The organism is Streptomyces sp. V1I1, from assembly GCF_030817355.1.
Classification (GTDB): Bacteria; Actinomycetota; Actinomycetes; order Streptomycetales; family Streptomycetaceae; genus Streptomyces.
Genome location: NZ_JAUSZH010000001.1, coordinates 2,895,634 through 2,913,267, shown reverse-complemented (window position 1 = coordinate 2,913,267; position 17,634 = coordinate 2,895,634). Strand labels below are relative to the sequence as shown.

At 69.1% G+C, this 17,634-nt stretch carries 15 protein-coding genes; 11 read left to right on the top strand and 4 right to left on the bottom strand.

What is annotated here, in order from left to right; all coding sequences use genetic code 11:
• The first annotated feature begins 159 nt into the window (after nucleotides 1-159).
• Nucleotides 160-609: a helix-turn-helix domain-containing protein gene (locus QFZ67_RS13565; RefSeq protein WP_307661347.1), complete on the top strand. Its 450-nt coding sequence runs from the start codon at nucleotides 160-162 to the stop codon at nucleotides 607-609.
• A gap of 69 nt (nucleotides 610-678) precedes the next feature.
• Nucleotides 679-1,008 (top strand): hypothetical protein, encoded by a 330-nt coding sequence (locus tag QFZ67_RS13560; protein ID WP_307661346.1) that lies wholly within the window; start codon nucleotides 679-681, stop codon nucleotides 1,006-1,008.
• A gap of 2 nt (nucleotides 1,009-1,010) precedes the next feature.
• Here the strand turns inward: QFZ67_RS13560 and QFZ67_RS13555 are convergent, their stop codons facing one another.
• Nucleotides 1,011-2,108: a threonine synthase gene (locus QFZ67_RS13555; protein WP_307661345.1), complete on the bottom strand. Its 1,098-nt coding sequence runs from the start codon at nucleotides 2,106-2,108 to the stop codon at nucleotides 1,011-1,013.
• 192 nt (nucleotides 2,109-2,300) lie between these two features.
• Here QFZ67_RS13555 and QFZ67_RS13550 point away from each other — a divergent pair, with 192 nt between their 5' ends.
• Together QFZ67_RS13550 and QFZ67_RS13545 are read left to right on the top strand one after the other, a co-directional pair.
• Complete coding sequence (locus QFZ67_RS13550; protein WP_307661344.1) at nucleotides 2,301-3,875, top strand: S8 family peptidase; 1,575 nt, start codon at nucleotides 2,301-2,303, stop codon at nucleotides 3,873-3,875.
• A 127-nt stretch (nucleotides 3,876-4,002) separates the two neighbouring features.
• A complete protein-coding gene (locus QFZ67_RS13545) occupies nucleotides 4,003-5,103 on the top strand; it encodes a DUF4190 domain-containing protein (RefSeq protein ID WP_307661343.1) in 1,101 nt (366 codons plus the stop codon).
• A gap of 52 nt (nucleotides 5,104-5,155) precedes the next feature.
• Here QFZ67_RS13545 and QFZ67_RS13540 read toward each other — a convergent pair whose 3' ends face one another.
• Nucleotides 5,156-6,490: a glycoside hydrolase family 18 protein gene (locus tag QFZ67_RS13540; protein WP_307661342.1), complete on the bottom strand. Its 1,335-nt coding sequence runs from the start codon at nucleotides 6,488-6,490 to the stop codon at nucleotides 5,156-5,158.
• Between the two features lie 185 nt (nucleotides 6,491-6,675).
• On the opposite strand from QFZ67_RS13540, the gene QFZ67_RS13535 reads away from it, so the two are divergent.
• The 7 genes from QFZ67_RS13535 to QFZ67_RS13505 all read left to right on the top strand — a co-directional run bounded on the left by QFZ67_RS13535 (nucleotide 6,676) and on the right by QFZ67_RS13505 (nucleotide 14,741).
• On the top strand, nucleotides 6,676-7,428 hold the full coding sequence (locus QFZ67_RS13535; RefSeq protein WP_307661341.1) for a GntR family transcriptional regulator: 753 nt from the start codon (nucleotides 6,676-6,678) through the stop codon (nucleotides 7,426-7,428).
• Between the two features lie 166 nt (nucleotides 7,429-7,594).
• Nucleotides 7,595-9,400, top strand: coding sequence for a cytosine permease (locus QFZ67_RS13530; protein ID WP_307661340.1), 1,806 nt, complete (start codon nucleotides 7,595-7,597; stop codon nucleotides 9,398-9,400).
• A gap of 173 nt (nucleotides 9,401-9,573) precedes the next feature.
• Nucleotides 9,574-9,753, top strand: a complete 180-nt coding sequence (locus QFZ67_RS13525) for an SPOR domain-containing protein (RefSeq protein ID WP_307661339.1) — start codon at nucleotides 9,574-9,576, stop codon at nucleotides 9,751-9,753.
• A gap of 78 nt (nucleotides 9,754-9,831) precedes the next feature.
• Nucleotides 9,832-10,260 (top strand): (deoxy)nucleoside triphosphate pyrophosphohydrolase, encoded by a 429-nt coding sequence (locus tag QFZ67_RS13520; RefSeq protein WP_307661338.1) that lies wholly within the window; start codon nucleotides 9,832-9,834, stop codon nucleotides 10,258-10,260.
• Between the two features lie 124 nt (nucleotides 10,261-10,384).
• On the top strand, nucleotides 10,385-10,801 hold the full coding sequence (locus tag QFZ67_RS13515; RefSeq protein ID WP_307661337.1) for an ATP-binding protein: 417 nt from the start codon (nucleotides 10,385-10,387) through the stop codon (nucleotides 10,799-10,801).
• Nucleotides 10,802-10,948: 147 nt separating this feature from the next.
• Nucleotides 10,949-13,483: a SpoIIE family protein phosphatase gene (locus tag QFZ67_RS13510; RefSeq protein ID WP_307661336.1), complete on the top strand. Its 2,535-nt coding sequence runs from the start codon at nucleotides 10,949-10,951 to the stop codon at nucleotides 13,481-13,483.
• A 154-nt stretch (nucleotides 13,484-13,637) separates the two neighbouring features.
• Nucleotides 13,638-14,741, top strand: coding sequence for a hypothetical protein (locus QFZ67_RS13505; protein ID WP_373430019.1), 1,104 nt, complete (start codon nucleotides 13,638-13,640; stop codon nucleotides 14,739-14,741).
• A gap of 179 nt (nucleotides 14,742-14,920) precedes the next feature.
• On the opposite strand, the gene QFZ67_RS13500 is transcribed toward QFZ67_RS13505, so the two are convergent.
• Both QFZ67_RS13500 and QFZ67_RS13495 read right to left on the bottom strand, forming a co-directional pair.
• Nucleotides 14,921-15,697, bottom strand: coding sequence for a succinate dehydrogenase/fumarate reductase iron-sulfur subunit (locus QFZ67_RS13500; RefSeq protein WP_307661334.1), 777 nt, complete (start codon nucleotides 15,695-15,697; stop codon nucleotides 14,921-14,923).
• The gene (locus QFZ67_RS13495; protein ID WP_307661333.1) at nucleotides 15,694-17,634 is read right to left on the bottom strand and encodes a fumarate reductase/succinate dehydrogenase flavoprotein subunit; all 1,941 of its coding nucleotides are present in this window, start codon (nucleotides 17,632-17,634) and stop codon (nucleotides 15,694-15,696) included. The genes QFZ67_RS13500 and QFZ67_RS13495 overlap by 4 nt, the downstream gene beginning before the upstream one ends.

Below are 17,634 nucleotides of genomic sequence, written 5' to 3'. Positions count from 1 at the left end.
TCTGGCGGCGACGACGATAACAACCTTAAGTTGGAATTGACAACCCTCTCCGAGGGGTTGGCGGGGTTGAGTCAGTAGGTTTGAAGTTCAAACTGATTCCGCCCGTCGTGCTCACCCTGAACGTTTGGATTCGCAACCGACCGACCTAGAATGAAACGCATGTCCAAGCGCATCCAGCCCCGAGAGTGCTCCATCGCCGACGCGCTCGACCTGGTCGGCGAGCGGTGGACGCTGCTCGCGGTGCGCGAACTGAGCCACGGGGTGCGGCGCTTCGACCAGATCGTCCGTAACACCGGGGCGTCCCGCGACATCCTCACGGCGCGACTGCGCAAGCTGGAGGCGGCGGGGGCGGTCCGCCGTGAGCAGTACAACGAGCATCCACCGCGCTACGAATACCATCTGACGCCGGCCGGCCAGGAGCTCGGAGACGTACTGCTCACGCTGATGAAGTGGGGCGACCGTCACCTCAACTCCGATGATCCGCCGCTGAAGTGGCAGCACAGCTGCGGTGAGACGCTGGAGCCGAAGCTGATCTGCGCGCACTGTGGCGAGCCGGCGCGCAAGGGTGTGCACTCGCCGACGGGGCGCGGGGCGCTGCCCGCCGGCTGACACGGTTACGCGTTCATACGGCCGCAAGTCCCGGAACCGGCCCGGCCGCCTTGCGCGTCCGGGGCGCGTATGGGGATTGAACGCACGCGTGGGTGGGCCGGATGTCTGGCTGTGGTGGCCGGGTTCTGCACCGGGTACTTCGTCTGGGAGTCGGGCGCCGGGCCCGGGGCGCGCGGCGGCTTCGAAGGGGAGCGGTACTGGAGCCTGCTCTATGTCGAGGGGCCGCTGATGGTGTTCGGGGTGCCTGCCCTTGCGCTCGCGGCCTGGGCGCTGGTGGGCGGGATGCTGCGAGCGCGGGACTCGGTGGCCGCGGTGGTGGTTGTGCTCGTGCCGGCCGGAGCGGGGTGGGGATGCCTGGAGTGGCCGGAGGTGCGGACCGAGCCCTTCACCAAGAGCTGAGGCTACGGCCCAGGCGCCAGGCCTGTCTTCAGCCCCGCCCCGCACAGCGGGACCACGGCGGCGCGGTCGGTCCACCTGCCCGCTGCCGCCCAGCACGCGACTCCCGTGGACTCGACGAACAGCCCTCGCGCGGCCAGATCCAGCTGGGCGGCCCGGATCTGATCTTCCGTCACTGTGAGGAAGGTGCCGCCGGATTCGCGTACGGCCCGCAGGATCTGCCGGGCGCGCGGAGGACGGGGGATCGCGATGCCCTCGGCGAGCGTCGGCCGCGGCGGTGCGCCGTCGGCGAGCAACTCCTCGGCCCCGGCGTGGAAAGCGGCCGCGAGCGGGGAGACCCTCTCGGCCTGGACCGCGATCAGCGCGGGACGCTCGGCGATCAGGCCGTGGGCGTGCAGCTCGCCGATGCCGAGGGCCGCGCCGAGGAGCAGGGTGCCGTTGCCGACAGGGACGACGATCGCCTCGGGGAGCGTGCCGCCGAGGTCCTCCCACAGTTCGTAGACGTACGTCTTCGTGCCGTGCAGGAAGTACGGGTTGTAGACGTGGCTCGCATAGAACGTGCCGGGAAGGTCGGCGGCGGTGCGGGCGGCCTCAGCGGCGGCCTCGCGGTCGCCGGGGACGAGTTCGAGGTGCGCCCCGTGTGCCCGGATTTGCTCCACTTTCTTGGCGGAGGTGGCCTCGGGGACGTACACCGTGCAGTCGAGACCGGCGCGTGCGCAGTACGCGGCGATCGCCGTGCCCGCGTTGCCACTGCTGTCGGCGATCACCCGCCGCGGCGCGAGCCGGCGGGCCAGCTCCGAAAGCACCACCGCGCCGCGGTCCTTGAAGGAGAGCGTCGGCATCAGGAAGTCGAGCTTGACGGAGACGGTCTCGGTGAGCGGTACGAGCGGGGTCCGGCCCTCGCCGAGGGAGACGGCGGGTGCGGAGACCGGCAGCGCCTCCTCGTAACGCCACAGTGAATTGACCCTGGTGGAAAGGGACTTGAGGCCGACTGGAGCGGCGGTGAAGTCCAGATCCCAGGGGCCGCGGCAGTTCGGGCAGCACCAGGACGCCGACTCGACGGGGGCGCGGGTGGCGCACTCCGGACAGTGGTACGAGCTCATGGGTCGCCAGCATGGCAGTTGTGTGGCGCATGTGTTACACCACTCTCCGGACCCTTGTGTGATTCCTATGGATCCGCCAATCTTTCGCTCGGCAGGCAAGGCGAGGACACGACAGATTCAACTGTTAGGCATTGTCATGGGCCTGCCGGTATCCCCCACAGAAGCGCACCACCAATGAGGAGGACCCCTCACATGTCAGTGATGCGTAATTCGCGTCGAAGACTTGCCGCGGCCAGCGCGATAGCCGCCACCGCGCTCTCGCTCGGCGCGGCTTCCGCCCTCACGGCCACCGCGGCCGAGACGGCCCGTGAAGGCGTCATTCAGAACGCCGGCGCACCCGGAGTCATCAAGGGCAGCTACATAGTCACCCTCGACGAGTCGGCGCCCGAAGCGGACTCCAAGGCAGGCAAGGCGCTCGCGGCCGAGTACGGTGCGAAGATCAAGAAGACGTACGAAGCCGCGCTGAACGGCTACGCCGTCGAGCTCTCCGAGGCGCAGGCGAAGAAGTTCGCCGCGGACCCGGACGTAGCGTCCGTCGTGCAGAACCGTGTCTTCAAAGCGACCGGCACCCAGCCGAACCCGCCGTCCTGGGGCCTGGACCGGATCGACCAGAGGACCCTCCCGCTGAACCAGAGTTACACCTACCCGGACACCGCGGGTGAGGGTGTGACCGCGTACATCATCGACACCGGTGTACGGATCACCCACAGCAACTTCGGCGGCCGGGCGTCGTACGGCTATGACGCCATCGACAACGACAACACCGCGCAGGACGGCAACGGCCACGGCACGCATGTGGCCGGCACCGTCGCCGGTTCGTCCTACGGCGTGGCCAAGAAGGCCAAGATCGTCGGCGTCCGGGTGCTCAACAACCAGGGCTCGGGCACGACCGCGCAGGTCGTCGCCGGCATCGACTGGGTGACGCAGAACGCCGTCAAGCCGGCGGTCGCCAACATGAGCCTGGGCGGCGGCATCGACACCGCCCTCGACACGGCGGTGCGCAACTCCATCGCCTCCGGCGTCACCTACGCGGTCGCGGCGGGCAACGACAGCTCCAACGCCTCCAACTACTCGCCCGCGCGCGTCGCGGAGGCCATCACCGTCGGCTCCACGACCAGCACCGACGCCCGCTCCAGCTTCTCCAACTTCGGCACCGTGCTGGACATCTTCGCCCCGGGCTCGTCGATCACCTCGTCCTGGAACACCAGCGACTCGGCGACGAACACGATCTCCGGCACGTCTATGGCGACCCCGCACGTCGCGGGCGCGGCGGCGCTCTACCTCGCGGCCAACAAGACCGCCTCCCCGGCCCAGGTCTCCACGGCCCTGACCACCGCCGCGACGAGCGGCGCGGTGAGCAACCCGGGCACCGGCTCGCCGAACCGCCTGCTGTTCGTCGGCAGCGGTGACACCCAGCCGCCCGGCAAGAAGTTCGAGAACACCGCGGACTTCACGATCAGCGACTTCGCCACCGCCGAGTCGCCGATCACCGCCAGCGGAGTCACCGGGAACGCTCCGGCCGCCCTGCAGGTGCCCGTTGCCATCCAGCACACGTACATCGGTGACCTCCAGGTCCAGCTGATCGCGCCGGACGGTACCGCGTACACGCTGAAGGCGTATGGCGCCGGCGGCAGCACGGACAACATCAACACCACGTACACGGTCAACGCCTCGTCCGAGGTCGCGAACGGCACGTGGAAGCTGCGGGTCAGCGACAACGCGGCACAGGACGTCGGCAAGATCGACTCCTGGGCGCTTCAGTTCTGAGCTAGCGCAGTTCTGAACTCTGAGTGAGACGGAGGGGGCGGTCGCCACGGCGGCCGCCCCCTCCCATCTGGGTGGGCGTATGATCCGCGCGCCTGTTCGTACGATCTCGATGAGGAGCGCCGTAGTCGTGGACCCATCCACCCAGGGCTGGCAGCCATATCCGCAGTACGCCCCCAGGCCGTCCGTGAACGGCCTCTCCATCGCCTCCCTCGTCGTCGGGATCGTCTGCTGTGTGCCGCCGCTCGGCCTGGTCCTCGGACTGATAGCCCTCTCTCAGATCAAGAAGAGGGGAGAGCGGGGGAAGGGCATGGCGATCGCGGGCATCGCTCTCTCCTCGATCAGTACGGCGCTGCTGCTCGTCGCGGTTGCCAACGGCGGGATCGGCGAGGCCTGGGACGGGTTCCGCAAGGGCATGGACGAGGCGTCCCGCTCGCGCAGCACCCTGGATCTGCGCAAGGGCGACTGCTTCAACCTCCCCGGCAGCGGCGTCCAGGAGCAGGAGACCGCGGACGTCGCTGTGGTGGACTGCGCGGGCAAGCACGAGGCGGAGGTCTCCGGCGGCTTCCAGGTCCGCGGCTACGACTCCTATCCCGGCGAGAGCCGCCTCGACGAGCTCGCCTACGAGCGCTGTCAGGAGATCAACGACGCGTACGCACTGGACCCGTGGGCGGTGCCGAAGGGGACCGAGACGTATTACTACCTGCCGACCAAGCGGAGCTGGCGGCTCGGTGACGATGCCGTGACCTGTGCCTTCGCCACCGACGGTGCCAAGATCCAAGGGTCGGTACGGCGCGATGCCACCACACTCGACCCGCACCAACTCGCCTTTTTGAAGGCAGAGTCGGCTGTCCATGTGGCCGACCCGGAGGGGGGATTCACCGACGACCCCGTGGGGTACCGGGGCTGGGCCCAGAAGACCTCCCTCGCACTCGCCGCACAGGCGAAGAACCTGCGCGAGCACCGCTGGCCGGCAGCCGCGGCGGGAGGGGCGAAGGCGCGGGCGAAGGAGTACGACCGGGCACGCGCCCACTGGGACAAGGCCGCCCTCGCGCAGGACGAGGACACCTTCTGGGACCACGGCTATGAGGGCGAGGACGCGCTCACGGGGAGCACCGAGATCTCCGTCCGCCGCACGCTCGGCCTGGAAGCGGCCCCGCCGGCCGAAGAGTCCACGCAGGAGTCCACCGAGAAGCCCGCGGACGAGTCCACGACAGCGTCCGGCGCCTGAGCCACCGACAGCCCAGGCACCGGACTCGTCCGGCTACCGCCCCGCCCGACAGCTAGCGGCGCGAGAGCCCGCGGTCGACGGCGGTCATCAGCTCGCCGTCCGCGGTGTCCCCGTCCAGGGACCAGAACATCGCGCCGCCGAGACCCCGTTCACGGATGTACGAGGTCTTGGCGCGCAGCACCTGCGGATCGTCGTACGTCCACAGGGTGGTGCCGTCGAAGAGCCAGGCGTGGCCGCCGCGCCGGTCCCGGTGGAGTGTGTACGTCCCCGAGTCCGCCAGCTTCTTGAGAGCCTTGTAGTCCTCGTAACCGGCCGCCCAGGTCGCGGGCGCCGGCGCTGTCGCCGGCCGGCCCAGGCCGTCGCCGCCACCGGTCACGCCGGTCCAGCCCTGTCCGTAGAAGGGCATGCCCATCACCAGCTTGCGGGCGGGCGCCCCGCGGCGCTGCCAGTCGCGGACGGTCTGGTCGACGCTGAAGTCGCCGCGTGCGTACAGCGCGGACTGCTGGGCGGTGGTCTTCTCGCCCGAGACATGGAAGTCGTAGCCCTGGAGGTTGACGAAGTCGAGGTCGCGCATGATCTTGCGGACCTCGAAGCCCGCGTCGATCTTGGCTGGGGCGGTCGGGACGAAGGCGGTCAGCTCGTAGTGCTTGCGCCCCTTCTTCCCGAGCGCGTCGAGCTGCGTCCTGAACTCCCGTACCAGCGCGGTGAAGTTCTGCTTGTCCTCGGGCCGGTACACGGTGTCCGTGTCGCCCGCCGAGCCCGGCCACTCCCAGTCGAGGTCGACGCCGTCGAAGAGCCCGGCTGCCGCGCCCGCGCCGCCGCGGGCTCCGTCGACGGGCAGGTTGCCCTTGATGTAGAGGTCGATGCAGGAGGAGACGAACGCCTTGCGGGACACGGGGGTGCGGGCCGCGTCCGAGAAGTGGGTGGACCAGCTCCAGCCGCCCAGGGAGATCAGCACCTTGAGGCCTGGGTGCTTGGCCTTGAGCTCGCGCAGCTGGTTGAAGTTGCCCGCGAGCGGCTGCTCGGCGGTGTCGGCCACACCGTCCACCGAGTCGGCGGCGTCCAGCGGGCGGGCGTAGTCGGCCCAGGCGTCCGCCTCGCCGGGGACGCTGCCGGTGAAGCACTTGCCGTCGGAACTCACGTTCCCGAAGGCGTAGTTGATGTGGGTGAGCCTGGCCGCCTGGCCGCTGGTGTCCATGTCCTTGACCTGGAAGTCCCGGCCGTAGACGCCCCACTGGGTGAAGTATCCGACGCGCTTGTACGAGGGCTTTTGGTGCTGGACGTGCCCGGGGGTGGCGGTGGCGGCGGGCGCGAGGGTGGCGAGGAGGGAGAGGGAGAAGGCGGCAACGGCCGCCCTGGCAAGGGATCTTCGGCAGTTTCGACGCATGGCCAGCAACGTATTGGTCTGGACCATTATGGGTCAATGGTTCGACTCGGATTGATGGCCGTACCTGCGGTAAGAGCCTGCTTAAACGTAAGTCATCACTTCGAGTGAAACTCTGGCCCACGCTTGCGGTCAACAACCCACGGTTGCCAGTCTGTTGCTGTCTGTCAACCTGTTGGGAGTGGCCAGTGACATTCGGTGAGCAGCCCGCCTATCTGCGCGTTGCGAGCGATCTCCGACAGCAGATCGTCAACGGCTCGCTGCCGCCGCACACCCGACTTCCCTCGCAGGCCCGCATCCGCGAGGAGTACGGAGTCTCGGACACCGTCGCCCTGGAAGCCCGCAAGGTCCTGATGGCAGAGGGACTGGTCGAGGGCCGCTCGGGCTCGGGCACGTATGTCCGCGAGCGGCCGGTCCCGCGCCGGATCGCCCGCTCCGGCTACCGACCGCCGACGGGCGCCAGCCCCTTTCGTCAGGAACAGGCCGAGGAGGGGGCCCGGGGCACCTGGGAGTCGAGCAGCGAACAGGAGGAGGCGGGCCCGGAGATCGCGGCCCGGCTCGGCATTCGGCTCGGCGACCGGGTGATGCGTACGCGCTATGTGTTCCGCGACGCGGGCGAGGCGATGATGCTCTCCACCTCCTGGGAGCCGATCGAAGTCACCGGGCGCACCCCCGTGATGCTGCCGGAGGAGGGCCCGCTCGGCGGCTGCGGCGTCGTCGAGCGGATGGCGGCCATCGAAGTCGTCGTGGACAACGTCGCGGAGGAGGTCGGTGCCCGGCCGGGGCTTGCGGAGGAGCTTTTGGCACTCGGCGGCGTACCGGGCCATGTGGTGATGGTCGTCGAACGGACCTACTACGCATCAGGGCGACCGGTCGAGACGGCGGACGTCGTAGTCCCGGCGGACCGCTACCGGATCGCATACCACCTGCCGGTGAAGTGACCGGTACGCGAACAGTGCGTCCGGCCCCCGTGATCACGAGTTAACGCCCGCTCGCGTCCCGTAACGCCCGGGCAATCGCGTGCTGCGACATGCTGTCATGTCCGGCTCCTACCTTCCCGTCCGTACGCGCGCCCCCGCACACGGACCGACGAACGGGAAGCCACTGATGACGGACACCGCCACATCTGTCACCACGACGCCGGCCAACACCCCGGACGAAGAGCGGCAGTCGCCGCCACCCAAACGGAGTTATGCGAAGCTCGCCGCCGACGAGAGCCGCGAGGACTACTCGCTGCGCTATGCGCCGCACTCCTTCCGGCGCTGGTCGCCCTCGATGGTCGCCGGCACCGCGCTCGGCGGCATCGCCTATCTCGCGGACTTCGCCATCGGCGCGTCGATCGTCTTCACCTACGGCTTCACCAGCGGGCTGGCCTCGATCCTCACCGCCGCGGTGATCATCTTCCTTACCGGGATACCGATCGCCCGGGCCTGTGCCAAGTACGGCCTGGACATGGATCTGGTCACCCGTGGCGCCGGCTTCGGCTACTTCGGCTCCACGCTCACGTCCCTCATCTATGCCTCGTTCACCTTCATCTTCTTCGCGCTCGAAGGCTCGATCATGGCGCAGGCCATGCACCAGGCCGTCGGACTGCCCGTCGAGATCGGCTATCTGCTCACCACGCTGGTCGTCATCCCGATCGTCTTCAAAGGGATGGGCGCGCTGGCGAAGGTGCAGGCATGGACGCAGCCGGTCTGGATCATCGGCATGGTGCTCCCCTTCGTGGTGCTGGCCTTCGAAGTCCCTGACGCGTGGGGTGCGTTCGGCTCCTTCGGCGGTACGGAAGGGGCAGGCGCGGGCCTCTCCTGGATCGGCTTCGGCCTGGGCACGGGCGTCGCGCTCTCCCTCATCGCTCAGATCGGCGAACAGGCCGACTATCTGCGCTTCATGCCTGCCAAGACGGAGGCGAACAAGCGCCGCTGGAACCTCGCCGTGCTCGCCGCGGGACCGGGCTGGGTCATCATCGGCGCGGCCAAGCAGCTCGGCGGCGCTTTCCTCGCCTTCGTCGCGCTGGAGGCCGTCGGCAAGACGCACGCACTGGAGCCGATCGCCCCGCAGATCGAGGCGCTCAAGCCCTGGCTCGGGTCGGTCGCCCTGCCCGCGGCCGCGCTGTTCGTGATCGTCTCGCAGATCAAGATCAATGTGACCAACGCCTACAGCGGCTCGCTGTCCTGGTCGAACTTCTTCTCCCGTATCACCCACAAGCACCCGGGCCGGGTCTGGTACATCTTCCTCAACCTCGCCATCGCGCTGACGCTGATGGAGATGAACATGTTCGCGGCCCTGGGAAAGCTGCTGGGCTTCTACTCGAACGTGGGCATCGCCTGGATCGCGGCGGTCGCCGCGGACCTGGTTATCAATAAGCGGATCGGGCTCAGTCCCAAGTACATCGAGTTCAAGCGGGCCTATCTGTACGCCGTGAACCCGGCCGGCTTCGGTGCGATGATGATCGCGTCGACGGTCTCGATCCTCGCTTTCTTCGGCCTCTTCGGCCGGTACGCGGAGGCCTTCTCGACCTTCATCGCGGCAGGACTGGCTCTGGTGCTGTGCCCGTTGATCGCCTGGGCGACGAAGGGCAAGTACTACCTGGCCAGGCCGAACCCGGTGAACGGGCCCGAGGTCGAGATTGAGGACATCACCGCCACCCATGAGTGCGCGGTCTGCGAGACGGCGTACGAGCTCCCCGACATCGCGGACTGCCCGGTCCAGTCGGGCCCGATCTGCTCGCTGTGCTGCTCGCTCGACTCCGAGTGCGGGGACGTCTGCCGCAAGGACCCGGCGTCGGGCCCGGTGCTGATGCCGGTGCCGACGATGCCTAAGGCCGTGGCGAAGGCCGGGTCGGCGGTCGTGTCAGCGGTCGTTCCGGAGGTCGGACCGGAGGTCGTACCGGAGGCGCCGTCGCCCGGCGCGTAGGGGCGGCCGGAACCAGCCAGAAGGGGCGCATCCAGTCGGGTGCGCCCCTCTTCTTATCTCTTTGTGTAAATCCGTATCCGCTGAGTGAAGGTCAGGCGTAGGCTCGGGCATATGCGTAGTGCGGTTTCCTGGCGATCGTTACAGACCTGCAGGCCGGCCGAGGGAGGGGCGCGATGAACGACAGTGCCGCTGTGCTGCCCTGGCTCGTCATACGGCAGGACGACAACGGCAACCGCTACCGCGTTGGCAGATACGCCACCAGGGACGAGGCGCAGCAGATCGCGGACACGCTCGACGGCCGCGGACACAAGCAGCTGTACTGGGTCGAGCGCATCGGGCAGACGACGCACTAGCGTCCGGCGCCGGCGTCGGACGAGCCGACCGACCCGACCGTGCCGGGCGGGGGGCGGGCGCGAAGTACGCTCCGGCGCATGAACGAGCGTCGCGTAGTGGTGGTTGCCGGGGCCGTGTTCGACCGGGGGCGGCTGCTCGCCGCTCGCCGCAGCGCCCCCGAAGAGCTCGCCGGCCGCTGGGAGCTGCCCGGCGGCAAGCTGGAGCCGGGGGAGAGCCCCGAGCAGGCGCTGGTGCGCGAGCTGCGCGAGGAGCTGGGCGTCGAGACGGAGCCGCTGGCGCGGATCCCCGGCGAGTGGCTGCTGAAGCCGGGCTACGTACTCCAGGTGTGGACGGCCCGGCTGATCTCCGGGCAGCCGCAGCCGCAGCCGCTCGAGGACCACGACGCGCTGCGCTGGCTGGCTCCGCACGAGACCGATGCCGTCGACTGGCTCGATCAGGACCGGCCCGCCGTGGCCGAGGCCGCGCGACTGCTGCGGGAAAGCGAGCGGGACGGCGCGCGCGACTGATGCATACGCCGTTCGTGCCACGGTGCACCCATTGCTGCCCTCGCCGCGATACCTCGCCCCAAATTGGGGGTATGTGCTGATTAACCGTCCTAAATAGGGCGCGGGTCTGCTGCCGGTCTGGGAAGTGAGCGGTGTGATCGACACCGAAGGCGAAGTCGCCGAGTGGACCTTCCCTGCCGAGCCCGGCGTCGTGCGCGCCGCCCGGCACGCAGTGCGTGACACCCTGCGCGCCTGGGGACTGGACCCGGTCATAGGTGATGTCACCGAGCTCCTGGTCAGCGAGCTGGTGACTAATTCTCTACGGTATGCATCGGGTCCCATCGGGGTCCGGCTGGTCCGCCCCGAGCTCGGCGAGACCACCCCCAGCCTGCTTGTCGAAGTCTCCGATCCACTTCCGGATCCCCCCACCGAACGCGCCGCGGAGCCCGATGACGAGGGCGGACGCGGGCTGCAACTGGTGGCTTGTACTGCCCGCCGATGGGGCACACGGCGTGGGAGGACCGGTAAGACCGTGTGGTTCGAGCTGCCCGTCACTGGTTAGAAGTGTGAAGGGACAACGATCACGCGGGGCCCGGCTCAAAATGAACGAGACCGTGCTGTGATCGTGAACGCCGTGTCGGTCGGGGCCGTAGTGCTGAATACTGCGGTCATGGCCGGTCCGGTGCGGTGAGCTGGAGGGGACGGTCGCGTGAGCGAAATACCTGAGACGGCGAGCGGTGTCGTATGGCAGAGCAGCCCGCCTGGCTCGATCTATGACTACATCAAGGTTGCCTCTTTCTCGATCGGCCCGGACGGGCTGGTCGACCAGTGGAGTCAGCGTGCCGTAGATCTCTTCGGTATCACTGCAGACGAGGTCAGGGGCAAGGACCCGGTCGAGGTCTTCATGCCCGCCGATCTGCGCCCGCGCGGCCGCCGCCACGTGGCCGAGATCCTTGACGGCAAGGAGTGGACCGGTCTGGTCCCCTTCCGCATGCCGAGGCAGCGCGGCGCACACGGCGTCGCCGAGGTTTATGTGATGCCGAGTGAGACGGAGAGCGGCGACAAGGCTGCGCTCTGTATCGTCGTGGACGTTCGTGCACTGCGCCGGATCGAGACTGACCTCGCCGCTTCGCAGGCGATTTTCGGCCAATCTCCTTTCGGCTTCCTCCTGTTCGGCACGGACCTCACCGTGCAGCGCGCCAACCAGCGCTTCGCCACCGTCTTCGGAGGCGCCGCCGACGACCACCGCGGACGCACCGTCCACGACTATCTCTCCCGCCCCGAGGCCGAGCGGATGAACGCATCGCTGCGCCGGGTCCTGGAGACCGGCGAATCCGCCATCGACCTCCAGATCGTCGGAGCGCCGCCGGGCAGCACGGAACGCAGGCACTGGTCGATCAACCTCTACCGGGTGCACAGCGGATCCGGCCGCCCCATCGGCGTGGCCGGAATCGGCACCGACGTGACCCGCCGTCAAAACGCCGCCCGCGAGGCCGCCAGCGCCCGCCGCAACCTCGCCCTCCTCAATGAGGCGAGCGCCCGCATCGGCAACTCCCTCGATCTGGAGACCACCGCCCGCGAACTCCTCGACGTCGCCGTCCCCGGCTTCTGTGACCTCGCGTCGGTCGACCTCTATCAAGGACTCCTCACCGGTGACGAGGCTCCCCCCGGCAGTGCGGACGGAAGCGCCGAGCTGCGCCGGGTCGCCTTCGCCAGCGCCGTCTCGGACACGCCACTGGTCACCACTCCGGGCTGCGGCCACAACGCAAGCACCCCCACCGCGGTCGGCGAGGTCCACCACTATCCCTTCAACTCGCCCTGCGCCAGCGCCCTGCGCACCGCCCGGGTCCAGTCGATCCCGGGCGAGGACGGCACCCTCGTCCAGTCCACGCTCGCGGTGCCGATGGTCGCGCACGACACCGTCGTCGGCCTGGTGCAGTTCTCCCGTACGAAGGGCAGCGAGCCCTTCGGGGAACGGGACCGGGCGCTCGCCGTCGAGCTCGCCGCCCGCGCCGCCGTCTGCATCGACAACGCCCGGCTCTACCGCAGGGAACACGAGCGCGCGCTGATCCTCCAGCGCAGCCTGCTCCCGCCCGGAGACCCGGAGGCGGCCGGCCTGGACATCGCCTGCCGCTATCTCCCGGGCAATACGGCCACCGAGGTGGGCGGAGACTGGTTCGACGTCATCGAACTGCCGGGCCACCGCACCGCCCTGGTGGTGGGCGATGTGATGGGGCGAGGACTGCGGGCCGCGGTCGCCATGGGTGAACTGCGCACGGCCGTAAGGACCTTGGCTCTGCTGGACCTGGAGCCGGCCGAAGTGCTCTCCGCGCTCGACGAGATCGCCCGCGGCCTCGGCAGCCCGAGCGGCGCGCAGCAGGCCTCGCGCGTCGCTCACAAATCCCGCGAGGCCGACCTCTCCGAGGTCTATCTCGCCACCTGTGTCTACGCCGTCTACGACCCGGTCACCCGTCGCTGCACCTTCGCCAACGCCGGCCATCTGCCGCCTGTGCTCGTCGAACCGGACGAGGAGGCGCTGCTGCTCGACGTGCCGCCGGGGATGCCGCTCGGGGTGGGCGGCGAGCCCTTCGAAGAGGTCGAGGTCGAGCTCCCGGAAGGCGCGCTGCTCGCGCTCTACACCGACGGGCTCGTCGAATCCCGTGACCACCCCCTCGACGAGGGACTGCGTGCCTTCCGCACCGCGCTCACCGATCCAGTACGTCCCCTCGAAGACGTCTGTGACCATGTGCTGAACACCCTCGACACCCGGCACGGCGAGGACGACATCGCGCTCCTGATGGCCCGCATCCAGGGGCTGCCAGTCGATGCCGTCGGCGACTGGCGGCTGCCGCGCGAACCCCGCTCGGTGGGCCGGGCCCGCGAACTGGCCCGCGCCCAGCTGGTCGCCTGGGACCTCGAAGCGCTCGTCGACACGGTCGAGCTGCTGGTCAGCGAGCTGGTCACCAACGCGCTGCGGTACGGCGAGGGCGAGATCCGGCTGCGCCTGCTGCGCGACCGCACCCTGGTCTGCGAGGTGTGGGACTCGGGCCTGGTCCAGCCGAGACGACGACGGGCGCGCGACACCGACGAGGGCGGCCGCGGACTGCAACTGGTCGGCCTGCTGAGCGCGGCCTGGGGCTCGCGCCGGACCCCGCGCGGCAAGACGGTCTGGTTCGAACTCGCCCTGCCCGACGGGGACTCGACGTCCGAGCCCACTGTCGAGCAGCTGCTCAGCATGTTCTGACGCCCCCAAATGTTCTGACCCCCCAAGAAGGCCGGCGGCCCGCGCCGAAAGGTCCGGGCCGGGCGGCGCGCCACCGACGCCTGCTTGAGCACCAGATCCCCCCGACCCGCGGTGTCGGACCCGGTGTCAGACCCATGACCTAACGTTGCGACGCATGGGGATCAAAAACGGGGTGGGGGTGCGCGAGCGCGTCAGGGCGCTGCGCGTTTATTCGGGTGCGCGTGCGCTCCTGGGAATGTGGCGCGGCCCGCGTCTCAGATGGCCCAGGCGGATCGCCCTTGCCGTGACCGTCGTCCTCCTTCTCCCTGCCCTCACCGGCGCGATCGCGCTGCGCGTCAACTACGCGGGCGACCTGAAGGACGGCACGAAGACACGCGGCCAGGACGCGGTCTGGCTCGGTCATGCCTGGGTGGACGGCCGGAAGAAGGACGCCGACCTCGACGCCTTCGCCGCGCGGATAAGAGGGACCGGGATACGGGACCTGTATGTTCACGCCGGCCCGCTGGAGCACGACGGAAGTCTGCCCGCCGACCGTTATCCACGCGCGCGGTGGCTGATAGACGCCGTCCACCGGAAGATCCCCGGCATACGCGTCCAGGCCTGGCTCGGCGACAAGCTGGCGAGCGAAGGCCCGGACGGGCTGAAGCTGCCCGATGCCGGCACCCGCGCGGCCGTCGTGCGCTCCACCGACCAGATCCTGGACGCGGGCTTCGACGGCGTGCACTACGACCTGGAGCCGTTGCACTCCGGCGACCGCGACTATCTCTCGCTGCTCGACGATCTGCGCGAGCTGACGCGGGCCCGCAGCGTGCCGCTGTCCATCGCCGCGCACCAGATCGACCCCCTGCCCGCCCTCCACTCACTCGCGGGCGGGCTCACCGGGCACCCCAAGTGGTGGTCGCAGGAGTTCTTCGGCCAGGTCGCCCGCCGGGTCGACCAGATAGCCGTCATGTCGTACGACACGGCCATCCCGCTGGAGAGCCTGTACGGCGGATATGTCGCCCAGCAGACCGCGCTCGCCCTCGAAGTCACCCCCGAGGACACCGATCTGCTGATGGGCCTGCCCTTCTTCCACGAGGACGACATCGGCCACTGGGAGAACGCCGAAACCGTCGCGGCCGCGATCCGCGGCACCCGGCTGGGACTTGGGCGTACGGACCGCGACCGCAAGCGGTTCGGGGTCGCGCTGTATGTCGACTTCGCGGCGGAGGAGGCCGACTGGACGGCGTACCGAAATAGCTGGGGCGGTCCCGCCTGAGCCGAGGGCGTGTTTTAGAAGTAGCGCCGTCCGCCCGAAGGGCGGGCCCCGCGGCGTCTGGTGCGTGCAATCGCAAGGCGGAGGATCGCCCTCGTACTGGGCGTACTTGGGCGACTCCGACAACATCGCGAGGGTGCGTGCCAGGCGTCGCGGGGCAGGCGGGACTTCTAATACACGCCCTAGTCCTCCGCGCCCCGCCGCCTGATCTTGTCGCCCAGCCACACCAGCGGGTCGTACTTCCGGTCCACCGTGCGCTCCTTCAGCGGGATCAGCGCGTTGTCGGTGATCTTGATGCCCTCGGGGCACACCTCCGTGCAGCACTTCGTGATGTTGCAGTAGCCCAGACCGTGCTCGTCCTGGGCGGCCTTCTTGCGGTCCAGGCCCGCCTCGGCGGCCGCGTCCAGCGGGTGCATGTCCAGCTCCGCCACCCGCATCAGAAAGCGCGGACCGGCGAACGCCGCCTTGTTCTCCTCGTGGTCGCGCACCACATGGCAGGTGTCCTGGCACAGGAAGCACTCGATGCACTTGCGGAACTCCTGCGAGCGGTCCACATCCATCTGCTGCATCCGGTACTCGCCCGCCCGCACCCCCGGTGGCGGCACGAACGACGGCACCTCGCGCGCCTTCGTGTAGTTGAAGGACACATCCGTCACCAGGTCCCGCACCACCGGGAACGCCCGCAGCGGCGTCACCGTGATCGTCTCCTCGCGCGAGAAGACCGACATCCGGGTCATGCACAGCAGCCGCGGCCGGCCGTTGATCTCCGCGCTGCACGAACCGCACTTGCCCGCCTTGCAGTTCCAGCGGACCGCGAGATCGGAGGCCTGGGTGGCCTGGAGGCGGTGGATGATGTCGAGGACGACCTCCCCGTCATTGACCTCGACGGCGAAGTCCTCCAGCTCCCCGCCGTCCGCATCACCGCGCCAGACCCTGAAGGCCGCTGTGTAGCTGCTCACTCGTAGAGCTCCTCTTCGGCGAGGTACTTGACCAGCTCCTCCTTCTCGAAGAGGGCGAGCAAGTCGGGACGGATGGGATCGGTCGTCTTACGTACGAGCGCGATCTGGCCGCGCACCGGGTCGGTGGCCACCAAGCCGCCGGTGGGGTCGACGAGTTGGCACAGCAGATTGGCCCGCCGCCACTCGCGCTCCATCGTCGGGCAGTCCTCGCGGGTGTGCCCGCCGCGGCTCTCGGTGCGCTCCAGCGCCGCCCGCGCGATGCACTCGCTGACCAGCAGCATGTTCCGCAGGTCCAGCGCGAGGTGCCAGCCGGGGTTGAACTGCCGGTGCCCCTCGACCCCGGCGCGCCGCGCCCGTACCCGCAGACCCGCCAGCTTCTCCAGCGCCTGCTCCATCTCCGCCCCGCGCCGGATGATGCCGACCAGGTCGTTCATCGTCTGCTGGAGCTCCTGATGAAGGGTGTACGGATTCTCCGGCGGCTTCCCGTTCTCCTCGCCCGGCTGCGGTCCCTCGGCGCTGAACGGACGCAGTGCCTCCGCCGCGGCCTCGTCGATCTGCCCGTCCTCCACCGCGGGGCGGTCGCTGAGCCCCTGTGCGTACTCGGCCGCGTGCAGACCCGCCCGCCGTCCGAAGACCAGCAGGTCGGACAGTGAATTCCCGCCGAGCCGGTTGGAGCCGTGCATCCCGCCGGCGACCTCGCCAGCCGCGAACAGGCCGGGAACCCCGACCGCGGCCGCGGTGTCGGACTCGACGGCGATGCCGCCCATCACGTAGTGACAGGTCGGTCCGACCTCCATCGCCTCCGCCGTGATGTCGACGTCCGCCAGCTCCTTGAACTGGTGGTACATCGACGGCAGCCGACGCCGGATGACCTCGGCCGGCATCCGGGTCGAGACATCCAGGAACACGCCGCCGTGCGGGGAGCCGCGGCCTGCCTTGACCTCGGAGTTGATGGCGCGGGCCACCTCGTCGCGCGGCAGCAGCTCGGGAGGACGCCGGTTGTTGTCCGGGTCCTCGTACCAGCGGTCGCCCTCCTCCTCCGACTGCGCGTACTTCTCCTTGAAGACGTCGGGAACGTAGTCGAACATGAACCGCTTGCCCTCGGAGTTGCGCAGCACACCGCCGTCGCCGCGCACCGATTCGGTGACGAGGATCCCCTTCACCGAAGGCGGCCAGACCATCCCGGTCGGGTGGAACTGCACAAACTCCATGTTGAGCAGCGGTGCGCCCGCGAGCAGCGCCAGCGCGTGCCCGTCGCCGGTGTACTCCCACGAATTGGACGTCACCTTGAAGGACTTGCCGATGCCGCCGGTGGACAGCACCACGGACGGCGCCTCGAGAACGAAGAAGCGCCCGGACTCCCGCTCGTAACAGAAGGTCCCGCAGACCCTGTCGCCATCCTTGAGTACGCGGGTGACCGTGCACTCCTGGAAGATCTTCAACCGGGCTTCGTAGTCGCCGAACTCTTCCTTGTCCTCCTGCTGCAGCGAGACGATCTTCTGCTGGAGCGTACGGATCAGCTCCAGGCCCGTCCGGTCGCCGACGTGCGCCAGTCGTGGGTACTCGTGTCCGCCGAAGTTCCGCTGGGAGATCTTCCCCTCGGCCGTGCGGTCGAAGAGCGCCCCCCAGGTCTCCAGCTCCCAGACCCGGTCGGGCGCCTCACGCGCGTGCAGCTCTGCCATCCGCCACTGGTTGAGGAACTTCCCGCCGCGCATGGTGTCGCGGAAGTGCACCTCCCAGCTGTCCCCGGGGTTCACATTGCCCATGGAGGCCGCGATGCCCCCCTCGGCCATCACCGTGTGGGCCTTGCCGAAGAGGGATTTGCAGATGACCGCCGTGCGGGCGCCCCGCTCGCGCGCTTCGATGGCGGCCCGCAGGCCCGCGCCGCCCGCGCCCACCACCACGACGTCCCACTGCTGTCGTTCGAGTTGCGTCAT